Genomic DNA, 12,219 nt, shown 5'->3' on the forward strand with positions numbered 1-12,219 from the left:
ATAAAAAAGGGTTTATCAATTGATAAACCCTTTTTTATTGGCTATGATTTTAACTGGACTAGTTAGCTATAATGGCTAGGCTCTTTGTCATAGACATGAGCATGCCAGTGACTCATTTGCTTTTGCATGATGACTTGAATAGCCGCATGGATCATGTGCTGACCTATAGCTTGCGTATCACTGCCTAATAGATCTTTTAATTTATCGGAAAAATCTATAGTCATTAAAGGTTCTTCATCTTTTTCAGTGTCGCGCAATAACAAAGTGCCATTTTCAGCTTCGACTAGCTCAAGAGTAGTCTCTTTGGCAAAGCCAGAAAATTGATCAGCACTATCGTTATCTAATTCTATCTCGTTATCAATATCGTATGGCATTCGGCCTCTTCCTCATTATCCCGTCTTATACTAGCTAACCTGACAATCACTCTAATCACCTGATAGCAATGCGGGTAAAATAGTTCTCAACCCATACAATGGACGCTTTTGCCTTAAATTTCAAGAGCAACCAACTAAGCGTTGTACGAGTTTTAGGATTAACTTGGCAAAATAAGGTTCTTACAGCAATTACTTTAATGCCAATAGCGCAGTTTGCCTATAGTAAATAGTAAAGCGACAAACATACCCATGTAGTAAGTCATTTTTAACTGAAAAGTAGGATCGCGATATTTCATAGGTAGTGCTACTACAGTAGTCGCTAAAGGTAATATCAGCAGCATCAACAGCCAGTTCTCAATAACATTAAGCCAGCCTTGTAGGCCCGTACCGTTACGCAGCGACGCTAGCCCTAACAGAAGACAAGCAACAATAAGACTAGTAAATAAGACGTTAGGCAACTCTTTGGGATAAATGATATTAGCGATACGGGTTGGCATGATTTGCATACGGATGTCCAGTCATAATAAGACTCATGACTTATTTATAAAATTAATAAAATAAGAGTGCCTATTCAATAATGAATTATTGCTTAAGCCTTCTGTGTAATGGCCACTATTTTATAACGGCTACTATTATCTAACAGCTACTGCAGACTGTTAACTATAAGTGCCCATCAACCATAATAACGAAATACAAGAAGTTAAGTATCCTAAACTTATCGCATTCCAGCCTTGAATATTAGTACCTTTGATTTTGTTAAAAATACGGGATCCAATCCAAAAAAGTAAGGGAATACCGATAATAAACGCTGGTACTAAAGTTGCCGCATGACGCAGAACTTCTGCTGTATCATGACCGGCTATCAGACGGGCGCCATAACCCGCTAAGCTGAGTATTAAGGCAAGTACTGCCATACCAATAGTAATACCCTTAGGGACGATGCTAGGCGCCTTAGGGTGCTGATCTAAATTAGGTCGCTCAGCTTGAGGCGTGACAGTATTATGAGCATGGTCAGCTGCTGCTGAACGGGAAATTGCATTCTGTGTGTCCATGAATCACCTCTGTTGATATTACACTCAGTATATAGCTTTTTAATGGTGTTAAATACTGATAAAGCAAGTCACCGCTATTACCGCCTCTTAGTTAAAGCTACTGAACTAAAGCTTATAAATTGAAAATATTAAATTAAAACTTATAATTGAAAGTACCTAATGACAGCTATTAGCCGTTATTGACTGCCGCCAGCTCTGCACGCATGGCGCTGATGGCTACCGCATAATCATCTTGATTAAAAATAGCCGAACCTGCGACGAACATGTCAGCCCCTGCCTCAGCGATAGCACGAATATTATTAGCTTTGATACCACCGTCTACTTCAAGTCTAATGTCGCGACCACTAGCATCAATAAGCTGACGCACGTCACGCACCTTATTCAAGGTACTCTCAATAAAGGACTGACCACCAAAGCCTGGATTAACGCTCATCAATAAAATCTGATCAACTTTATCCATAACATAGTCTAAATAATGTAATGGTGTGGCAGGATTCAATACTAAACCACATTTTGCGCCACCATCTTTGATCAACTGTAGTGACCGATCAATATGAGCACTAGCTTCTGGGTGAAAAGTAATGACGCTCGCCCCTGCTTCTAAGAACTGTTCAATCATACCATCGACAGGCGACACCATTAAATGCACATCAATCGGTGCATCAATACCGTAATTGCGTAAAGCGCTACAAATCATACTGCCGAAAGTCAGGTTGGGCACATAATGATTGTCCATGACATCGAAGTGAATAACATCAGCTCCCGCTTTTAATACCTTATCGACTTCCTCACCTAAACGGGCAAAGTCAGCAGATAAGATCGAAGGAGCGATTAAGTATTGCTTAGCAGGGGAAATCATAATGAGCTACCTAGTTACCGTGATTTATTAAATATGGTTTATTATAAGCCATTTATTAACCGTAGTTTTTTAGCAATTACCTATTCAACGATGCTATTTAAAATTTACTTTTAAAAGCTAGCGGTTAATCGCTACTTGCCAACTAACATATCGGCTAAAAATACTGCGCAGATTTTAGCGCTGCTTGTATTGGGTTTTACAATAAGCTCGGCCCACTTCAAAGCCTCGCTTGGCTTGATGCTTCGTAGCGCGCCCAGTTACTCGCTCTCGCCATAAGCGAAAAGAAGACGGCTTTAACTCTTGACGCATCAGTTTGATTACTGCATCTTCGTTTAAGCCATAGCTATGCTCGATGGCTGAAAATGGGGTTCTATCTTCCCAAGCCATTTCTATTATTCGTGAGAGATGCGACTCATCAAGATTTTCGATATCTATCGCAGTGACTGGTTCTGCTGTTGCCTCATTTACAATAGTAGATCTTGTAGCCCCAGTCTCGCCAAGGTGCTGCCTCTGTTGCAACGCCTTATTCATATCAGCTTGCATAACTGCCAGTGCAGACTCAATGTCGTGCTGCTCAGAAGACGGCTGTTGCAAGACGATCTCATCTATTGATAAATCTTGCGCGTCAGTGATAATGTCATCGGTCATAAATAGCTCCCTTTTGAGTATTTATTTAACTAATAATATCTTTATTGGCAATGAACAATCGATTATCTATTGTTAGGCAAGTCTGCCGCTTTACAATGATGATGAATATGATGATCCATAACACTTTGAATAAAGTAGTAACTATGATCATGTCCAGCCTGATAACGTAGGGTTAAGGGCTGTTGAGCTTTTTCACAAGCTTGCTGCAATTTAGTAGGTTGCAATTGGCCTTGCGCCAAAAAGTCATCAGCAGCGCCTTGATCCACCAGAATAGTTGAGTATTGCTGACCGACAGTTTCGATAGTATGAGAGGCATCAAACTGCTGCCAAAGCGCTTTATCTTCACCAAAATATTCTGTGAAAGCCGCTTGTCCCCATGCTGACTCACTGGCGGCACAAACTGGTGACAACGCTGATACACTGACAAACTTGCTAGGGAATTTAAAGCCTAATAATAGAGCGCCGTGACCACCCATAGAGTGACCCATGATACCGATACTACTGATAGCGAATTCTGCACGCAGCAAATCATAGAGCTCATCAACGATATAACTTTGCATATTGAAGTTTTCTGACCAAGGCGCACAACTAGCATCGACATAGTAGCTGGCCCCTTGTCCGACAAAATAACGCTCATCGTTAGGGACTTCATTTTCGGCACTAGTATTTTCAGCATTAGTATCAGGCGAGCTACGTGGTGAAGTATCAGGAGCAATGAATATTACCCCCAGCTCGCTGCATTTCTTTTGAAAATGCGCTTTATGAGTAACATTATCCGCATTACAGGTTAATCCTGAAAGATACATAATCGCTGGGCAGCGTTGGCCTGTTAAAGCTTTATCAGGAAGATAAATACTAAAAGTCATCGAGGTTTTGGTAGCGGATGACTGATGGCTATAATAGTGCTGCTCGCCATCAAAACAGCGATTAGCACTCTGTTTGGTCAACTGAGTATTAGCAGGTAAGCTATGAGCATAATAATTATTCATCATTAAAATTCCCTCTGGTAGTCCTCGAGTGGTTGTCATTGATTGCTAGTCGCTGATTGGTAATCATTGATTAGTAGTCATCGAGTAGAAACTTGCTGCTGGTTAGCATAGATACTTAATAGGCGCTTGCTGATTATTAAGATAGCCATTTAACACTAGCCAGATTAGCAGCGATAGGGTGTTATTATACGAACTTTACTAAAGCTATCCGTTGGTTTTCTATAGCTGTTTGTTAGGGGCGAGTTGCTCCGGAGGCAATAGCAGGCGAGATAGCAAAAGATTTGTCATCGATAGCGCCATTATCAGCACTAATACTAGACACCGAAGGGCGAGATTTATCGAACAATACTTGCTCAAAAGCTGGTAACGCTGTTTGCATCAAACTACCGATAACCATTTGTGGCTCGGAAGGCTCAAAGCCCATAAATTTTTCACGCTCACTAACCCGTAAGCTAGCATCTTTAAAGGCCGCCTCAAAGCTAGTATTCTCACGCAAACTCTCAGCAAAAAACGCTTGACCAAAATAAGTCATCTCAGCACTGTTAGTACAACCAAATGACATTTTATCAGCGGCTGAGGCGGTAATAACTACCGTCGTTGGTGAAGTCAGATCATCAATGAATGACCCTGAATAACAAGCAGAGACCACGATTACTCGCCAGCGAATACCGGAAGCATCCAGAGCCTCTCGTAGCCAAGCAGCATCTAAATTATCCATCTCTAATGGGGGGTTAGATAACTGCACAATATCCTGATCGCCATGAGAAGATAAAGTCAAGAATAGTACGTCTTCATCAGCATTCATCTGCTGACCTATTCTCTTTAGCCCCTGCAATATGCTAGTTTTGCTAGCTATTGGCTCATCAAGCCAGCTATAACTATTATTAATCAAAGACAGCGAGCGACCGCTAGTGCCGAAACGTATATCGAAGAGCTCACGCACTTTGTTGATTTCAGAGCGAAAGACGTTTTGTTCGGAGAAGCCGGCGACACCCATGAAGTACCAATCACTCGCACCTGGCACACTAGAATCGATACCATTAAGGGCTTGTTGTAATAAGCGCGGCTGCTCATAAAGGGCGGCCTCTTCTAATACTGGCTGCACTGGAATCTGCTTAAAGATAGGCTGGTCGGCCACGTTATTTTGCCAGATAGTCAATAGGGCAACAGCCCCTAGCAATACAATAATACGTTCCCACCAAGGCATACGTAGACGACGAGCAAATATCCATAACAGCGCTAGCGTTTGCCAGAGGAATAATATTAAAAACAATATAGGTAAAAAAGAATAACTCCAATCTGGCAACCAGCCTTGACTACCAATAAACTGCACGATACTTTGTAATAGCGCTGATAGAGTATCAGCCACCAACCATAGCACTACTGGCACGAACAACATACCTTGATTGCTGGTACGCCGTGCAAGGATGATGCCGCCTAACAGGATAATAGTCGGCCAAATCAAATAGCTGACTAGTCCTTGCTCATTAAAAACACTGCCATTCTCAGCGGCTAACCATGAGAACAGCACGTTGCTGCCTAAGGCTAATGAGGCAAACACCGCAAACTGCATAAAAGTCGGCTTTACCCAAGAAAAGGCACGAGTCGACCCTACTAACATCCAAAGTGTGGCGATAATATTAGCAGCGAAATTAAGCGAAAAGCGCTGAAGAGAAATGGTTTTTAGCGATGAAATTGACAAAGACTTTGACCTCTAAGCAGTCAAGAAAAATAAAGAGATGGCGAATACTGAATATTATAACTGAATTGAGTAATTTGTCCTGTCAATCTAACACAGATGTAACAGATTGTGAGTTAAGACTACAATAATAATTTGTAAAATGGCACAAAAAAGAGGCCTTAATACTAAGACCTCTCCATTAATGCAACTGCACTACTTTAACCGCACAACTCTTAGTAAATAACAGCGAGCAATGACTAAATAACTAGTAAGAATTAACGCATCAAAAGCTCATTAACTCGTTTAAGATAAGCGGCTGGATCTTCTAACTGTCCACCATCAGCCAATAACGCTTGATCAAAGATCACTTGCGCTAGCTTATCAAAGTCAGCATCAACGTGCTCGCTAGACTCAAGCTTTTTGATCAATGGATGATCAGGATTGACTTCAAGCGTCGGCTTGCTCTCTGGCACTTCTTGACCCATTTGCTTGAGCATCTGAATCATCTGCGGTGACAGCTCGCCTTCACCTACTACTAAACAGGCTGGACTATCTACTAAGCGAGTAGAAACTTTAACGTCTTTAGCACGTTCGCCTAGCGCTTTTTTTAACTTATCGATAACCGGTTTTAGAGTCTCTTGTGCCTTTTGCGCTTCAGCCTTTTCTTCTTCATCTTGCAGATCGCCTAAATCAACCGCCCCTTTGGCGATATTTTGTAGCGGCGTCTCATCAAATGAGGTCAAGAAGTTCATTGCCCACTCATCAACCCGACTAGTCATCAAAATAACTTCGATGTTTTTCTTTTTAAACAGCTCAAGTTGCGGGCTATTTTTAGCCGCTGCTAGACTATCAGCCGTTATATAATAAATGGCTTTTTGACCCTCTTTCATTCGGCCTTTGTAGTCTTCAAAGCTAGTGGTTACGCTGTCTTGAGTACTAGTTGAATAACGGAGCAACTTGGCAATGCGTTCTTGATTGCCCATGTCCTCGCCAAGACCTTCTTTGATAACGTCACCGAACTCAGTATAGAACTGGGCGAACTTCTCTTGCTTTTCGCTGTCTTCGCTATTGGCCAAACTTGCCAACGTAGTCAGGATACGACGCGCGTTACCATCACGGATTGACTTCACATCGCGTGACTCTTGTAGTAATTCACGGCTGACGTTCAGCGGCAAATCTGCTGAATCAATTACCCCTTTTACAAAGCGCAGATACATCGGTAGTAGCTGTTCGGCATCATCCATAATAAACACGCGCTTCACATACAGCTTAAGACCATGCTGCTGCTCACGAGTATATAAATCTACTGGTGCGGTCTTAGGAATATATAACAGCTGAGTATACTGGACACGGCCTTCAACACGGTTATGAGTCCAAGTTAATGGCGCATCCATGTCATAAGTGATGTTTTTATAGAAGTCGACATACTCTTCATCTTCGATTTCTGCTGCTGAGCGAGTCCATAAAGCGCTGGCTTTGTTGATAGTTTCCCAATCATCAGTAAGTACCATCTCGCCACCAGCTGGGGTGTCACTGTCCTCTTCGCTATCGACTACATCTTCTTGCCAAACTTCTTTGCGCATCTGAATTGGTAGACTGATATGATCAGAGTACTTATTGACCAAACTCTTAATTTTGCTACGGTCTAAATAACTGTCTTCACCTTCAGAATACTCTGGTTTGAGATGCAAAGTAATAGTAGTACCGCGGGTCGCTTTGTTGATAGGCTCAACAGTGAACATGCCCGTACCATCAGATATCCAGCGTACGCCTTTGTCAGCAGAATCGCCCGCTTTGCGTGATTCAACACTGATAGTATCAGCGACGATAAAACCTGAATAAAAGCCAACCCCAAACTGACCAATCAACTGGCCTTCTTGTTTTTGTGATTCAGACAGTTTGTCTAAAAACGCTTTAGTACCTGATTTAGCAATAGTTCCTAAATTCTCAATAGCGTCAGCTTCATTCATACCAATACCGTTATCGATAAGGGTAATAGTCTTCGCCTCTTCATCGATCGCAATACGAATACGCAAATCACCATCATCTTCATACAGACTATCATCGTTAGTAGCTTCAAAACGCAATTTATCACAAGCGTCAGAGGCGTTAGAGACCAGCTCACGGACGAAGATATCGGCATTAGAATACAGAGAATGAGTGACTAAATGTAGTAATTGTGCCACTTCAGCTTCAAAGCTATGTTTTTTTAATTCTGGGCTCTGACTGGTGGTATTTGCCTGATCAGTGCTCGCTTGATCAGTGCTTTGGCTATCCATTTCTTTTCCATCCATATTTTGGTTATCAGCTTGTTCACTCATAAAAACTCCTTTAATTTTGATTAGAACTTATTATTAAATTAAGCCCACTGCTAATAATAGCTGAGCTTAACTTTAAATACCGCTAGACTGTTTATAAAGTAGGGGCACGGCAGAATATTTCAAGCCACGCCGCTCATTTAATAGGTTTTTTGCTGATTTGTGGAGTTTTTACCCCTATCAAGCAGCTTTTATTTTTATTAAGCGGCTGGTATTGCCCTGCTTAGAATAAACGGCCTGCAGGCAAATTAGACTGGTAACGGACGGATAGTGAGAATTTGTTCGCTACGGCCAAAGGGGCCATGAACATCATGAAGCACAGCACTAGTGATACCGATACCGTCAGTGCCGTACTGCTGCACGGCCTCAATACCTAGCCAGTGGCCTTTAGGCAGACGATGCATATGAATTTGTAAATCAGTATTAGGAAACATCCAGGCTGAGTCGTTCAATCCTAGACCTGCTCTAGGCACTACTCCATTAGCAGTATCGACCATACCTAAAATATGCACTAAGTCAGAAGTCGTCACTCCCGCTATCATCTCTACATTATTGGTCATCCATACCATGCCACGGCCCGGTCGACGCTCTGGCTCTGAAACTAAGCGCAAGGTTTTGATAAAGCCACCCGGCCATTTGTGCATCTCCTGCCACTCTGCTAGCTCATCAGGCTGATGCAACGCCTGCTGATCCTCAAGACCTGCAATACTACTAGTGTCTTGGGTTATCAGTCGCCAAGCACGCGCAATGATGCAATCGCGACCACGGCTGCTTAATACCGCTTCTATTAGCTCAATAGTCCTACCAGGACGAATACAGCGAGTAGTGATAGTCGAGTCATCTAAAGGGATTTGACCCAATATATCAAGGCTAATACGGGCAATACGCATATTAGCTTGGACGGCAAACTCACTAAGCTCATGGGTGAGCAATCCCGTTGCCGATGACATGTGCTGATCGTCCGGATTCCAAGTACCTTGAGTATGCTCAGTAGGATGGTAGTGAGCTAGACTGCTGCCATCTGCTTGCCACTCACGATTAATAAAATGATAATACGCGCTCATAATAGGCCTATATTTTATTTTGTTTTATATTCAGTTTTACTCACTAAGCTGCTGTTTTCTTGACTTGAGAATGTCACGACTCTTAGCGATAAGAAATAATAAAAAGATCATAAGTACAATCAATACAGCAGAGAACACACTTTTTTCTCTGATAAAATATAAGCTATTTAGGCCTAATAAAAATAGCACTAGTACAATAACCAATAAGTTTATTTTCAGTTGCTTGTTAATGTCATCAATACTAGCTTCTGCCAACACAAATTTAGATTTTCGCTTTTCCATATTATTTTCTCTTTGACAGCCTATCTCAAAAAGCATTTATCTTACTTAGCTACTTGTTGCCCTTACTTACCGACTTCAGTTACCGGAATACGTAAAGCTTTAGGTAAGCTGAAAATCACATTTTCTTCTATACCTGCCAGCTCATGCGGTAGTTCACCACCCCAGTCCTGCAACTGTTGTAGTACCTCTTGAATCAATACCTCTGGGGCGGAAGCACCCGCTGTGACCCCAACTTTTTGAATGCCATCGAACCACTCAGACTTGATTTCATTAGCGTTATCGATCAGATAAGCTTTACAACCCATGCGTTCCGCTAGTTCACGCAGACGATTTGAGTTCGATGAATTCGGCGAGCCTACTACTAATACCACTTCACAGCGACTGGCTAAGTCTTTTACTGCATCTTGACGATTTTGGGTGGCGTAGCAAATATCATCTTTGCGTGGGCCTTGGATATTAGGAAATTTATCACGTAGAGCATCAATGACACGAGCGGTGTCATCCATAGACAGAGTCGTTTGGGTGACAAAGGCTAAACGATCGGCATCTTGCACCATTAGTTTTTGTACATCGCTTTCGTTCTCGACTAAATGAATCTGTCCCCCATGACCACGGTTAAAGCGCCCCATAGTACCTTCTACTTCAGGGTGTCCAGCATGACCAATCAGTACTGCATCCATGCCGTCCTGAGCGAACTTAGCCACTTCGATATGTACTTTTGTTACTAGAGGACAAGTAGCATCGAATACAGTGAGATCACGGCGTTTAGCCTCATCCTCAACGGCTTTAGAGACCCCATGAGCTGAGAAAATAACGATAGAACCATCAGGTACTTCATGCAGCTCTTCAACGAATACCGCACCACGATTGGCTAAGTCCGAAACGACAAACTTGTTATGGACCACTTCATGGCGCACATAAATGGGCGGCTCAAAACGTGTTAACGCTTGATTAACAATTGCAATAGCGCGATCAACACCAGCACAAAACCCACGTGGATTGGCAAGATAAATTTGCATAAGGCGGCCTATCGTTAGATAATTTAGATAAAAAAGTAATGAATCAAAATAATGTCCCTACTTTAGCATAATTTACTTTTATTACCTTTTAAAATACTATCGTCTCAGTCGTCTTTAAACGGTATTGAGCTAGCAATAGATTACCACCGAGCTACAACCATGTAATGAGTACTAAAGGCCACTTAGTTAACCGCATTATTACAACCCCCTTTCTAAGCCTAAGCTTGATTATTCATAATATTTATTATTCCCTATCTTCTACTACTAGGACACTTTTGTATGACAGGTTCATTGTTTATTATTACTGCCGCTTCTGGCACTGGCAAGACCTCACTAGTCAAGCAGCTGTTAGCCACTACCAATGACTTAACAGTTAGTGTCTCACACACTACTCGTGCCCCGCGGCCAGGCGAGATTGATGGCCAACATTATCACTTTACTGACGTTGATACTTTTACTACTGCTATTGCTGAAAATAACTTTTTAGAGCACGCTGAAGTTTTTGGCAACTACTACGGCACCTCTGAGCAAAGCGTTCGCGCTCAGCTACAAGCAGGTGTTGACGTCATTTTGGAGATTGACTGGCAAGGGGCATTACAAGTTAAAAAAGTATTCCCTGATGCCAGAATGATTTTTATTCTGCCACCGAGTCTTGCTACTTTGCGCCAACGTCTCTCCACTCGCGGCCAAGACAGTATCGAAGTGATAGAACAACGCCTTAGCGGCGCAGTCACTGAGATGCAGCAGCATATCCATTTTGATTTTGTCATTATCAATGATAATTTTGAGGTGGCACTGACTGAACTCAAGGCTATAATTGTCGCCGACAGACAGACGCTCAAACGTCAACAGCGCCGTCATCAGCGTACTATTACTACTTTACTTGCTAATAGTACTGAAGATAGCTTGGACAGCGATGATGGAATGGCAAAATAGCAATGACTGTCAGTTTAGCTTGCCATCAAATATTAACTAAAAAGCTATTACGTCCTTGAGTGAAAAATGCTATAATGATTGGTTGTTTCAACTATAAATTTTTATATTTGTTTTTTTATAATTTAAACAAAATATTTATTACTACGTTTATCATAAAGCGTCAATCATTCAGCGCTGATAAAAAAACATGAGGTAGCTATCTATGGCACGAGTAACGATTGAAGATTGTTTGGATAATGTTGATAACCGCTTTGAGTTGGTTTTAGTTGCTAGCAAACGCGCGCGTCAACTGGCTAAAGGTATTGCTGAGCCGATGGTTAGTGTTGATAATGACAAACCTACTGTATTAGCGCTACGCGAGATTGCTGCTGGTAAAATCACTCGTGATATTCTTAATCAGCCTGAGCATAATTTTGCAACTAGCTCTTTAGACTTAGCTTTGTCAGGTGATCATAGTTTCTAAGATTTAAAACTTGTTCAATAATAATGACTTGAACTACTTAGAGCTCATTATGAAGGTACCAATCAAAAACCACAGTCTAATACTGTGGTTTTTGCCGTTTATGTGTAGTTACTTGGTTTTTTGCTTACTGTGCTTAGTATATATTTAGCTTAAAGATGGTTATGGTTGCCTTTTAGTCGCTGTTAAACAACTATATGAGAAAAATAGCGAAAACCACTGTTCATGAGACGCTAAACAATACCTTGTAATTTTTATCAAGTCTCTAAGCTTAACAGTTGACATTTACTGTAATTTAATATTAATTAGAGGGTGATTATGGGTTCCGTATACCTACTTATTAAAACCATAATTGCCACGAAACTATAATCAACTCTGCCCTTCCATTTTGATGTGATAAACCCTAACTAACCCCACTCTCAACTTGAAATAAGCAAATCAAACTGAAGAGGCGGATTACCAAGTTTTTTGTTGAGTACAAAGCACAGATTGTGTGACAGGATTTTACGAATCAATCGATGAGACAAATGCCATAAA

Annotated in this window: 13 protein-coding genes and 1 pseudogene; 2 read left to right on the forward strand and 12 right to left on the reverse strand. The window is 41.6% G+C overall.

Annotated elements, in window-relative coordinates; all coding sequences use genetic code 11:
* Nucleotides 1–62: 62 nt before the first annotated feature.
* The 11 genes from JMY09_RS12070 to ispH form a co-directional block, all read right to left on the reverse strand.
* Complete coding sequence (locus JMY09_RS12070) at nt 63–374, reverse strand: hypothetical protein (RefSeq protein ID WP_201623868.1); 312 nt, start codon at nt 372–374, stop codon at nt 63–65.
* Between the two features lie 194 nt (nt 375–568).
* Complete coding sequence (locus JMY09_RS12075; protein WP_201623869.1) at nt 569–880, reverse strand: hypothetical protein; 312 nt, start codon at nt 878–880, stop codon at nt 569–571.
* 150 nt (nt 881–1,030) lie between these two features.
* Nucleotides 1,031–1,426, reverse strand: coding sequence for a hypothetical protein (locus tag JMY09_RS12080; protein WP_227677308.1), 396 nt, complete (start codon nt 1,424–1,426; stop codon nt 1,031–1,033).
* 169 nt (nt 1,427–1,595) lie between these two features.
* On the reverse strand, nt 1,596–2,285 hold the full coding sequence (gene rpe / locus JMY09_RS12085) for a ribulose-phosphate 3-epimerase (protein WP_201623871.1): 690 nt from the start codon (nt 2,283–2,285) through the stop codon (nt 1,596–1,598).
* Nucleotides 2,286–2,459: 174 nt separating this feature from the next.
* Nucleotides 2,460–2,720: a TIGR03643 family protein gene (locus JMY09_RS14825; protein WP_373416615.1), complete on the reverse strand. Its 261-nt coding sequence runs from the start codon at nt 2,718–2,720 to the stop codon at nt 2,460–2,462.
* Between the two features lie 275 nt (nt 2,721–2,995).
* A complete protein-coding gene (gene fghA / locus JMY09_RS12095; protein WP_201623891.1) occupies nt 2,996–3,922 on the reverse strand; it encodes an S-formylglutathione hydrolase in 927 nt (308 codons plus the stop codon).
* Between the two features lie 232 nt (nt 3,923–4,154).
* Nucleotides 4,155–5,624 (reverse strand): C13 family peptidase, encoded by a 1,470-nt coding sequence (locus JMY09_RS12100; RefSeq protein WP_201623873.1) that lies wholly within the window; start codon nt 5,622–5,624, stop codon nt 4,155–4,157.
* Between the two features lie 254 nt (nt 5,625–5,878).
* Nucleotides 5,879–7,882 carry a molecular chaperone HtpG gene (gene htpG / locus JMY09_RS12105; protein WP_201623893.1) on the reverse strand — a complete coding sequence of 668 codons (2,004 nt, stop codon included), beginning with the start codon at nt 7,880–7,882 and terminating at the stop codon, nt 5,879–5,881.
* A gap of 287 nt (nt 7,883–8,169) precedes the next feature.
* Nucleotides 8,170–8,985: a thioesterase family protein gene (locus tag JMY09_RS12110; RefSeq protein ID WP_201623875.1), complete on the reverse strand. Its 816-nt coding sequence runs from the start codon at nt 8,983–8,985 to the stop codon at nt 8,170–8,172.
* Nucleotides 8,986–9,021: 36 nt separating this feature from the next.
* Nucleotides 9,022–9,267 carry a hypothetical protein gene (locus tag JMY09_RS12115; RefSeq protein WP_201623877.1) on the reverse strand — a complete coding sequence of 82 codons (246 nt, stop codon included), beginning with the start codon at nt 9,265–9,267 and terminating at the stop codon, nt 9,022–9,024.
* A gap of 62 nt (nt 9,268–9,329) precedes the next feature.
* Entirely contained in the window at nt 9,330–10,286 is a 957-nt protein-coding gene (gene ispH / locus JMY09_RS12120; RefSeq protein WP_201623879.1) for a 4-hydroxy-3-methylbut-2-enyl diphosphate reductase, read from the reverse strand.
* 279 nt (nt 10,287–10,565) lie between these two features.
* Here ispH and gmk point away from each other — a divergent pair, with 279 nt between their 5' ends.
* Nucleotides 10,566–11,222, forward strand: a complete 657-nt coding sequence (gmk, locus tag JMY09_RS12125) for a guanylate kinase (RefSeq protein WP_201623881.1) — start codon at nt 10,566–10,568, stop codon at nt 11,220–11,222.
* 202 nt (nt 11,223–11,424) lie between these two features.
* Nucleotides 11,425–11,685: a DNA-directed RNA polymerase subunit omega gene (gene rpoZ / locus JMY09_RS12130; RefSeq protein ID WP_201623883.1), complete on the forward strand. Its 261-nt coding sequence runs from the start codon at nt 11,425–11,427 to the stop codon at nt 11,683–11,685.
* Between the two features lie 416 nt (nt 11,686–12,101).
* On the opposite strand, the pseudogene JMY09_RS12135 reads toward rpoZ, so the two are convergent.
* Nucleotides 12,102–12,219, reverse strand: a pseudogene (locus tag JMY09_RS12135) (IS982 family transposase); the annotation flags it as partial.

Source organism: Psychrobacter urativorans (assembly GCF_904846695.1).
Taxonomy (GTDB): Bacteria; Pseudomonadota; Gammaproteobacteria; order Pseudomonadales; family Moraxellaceae; genus Psychrobacter; species Psychrobacter urativorans.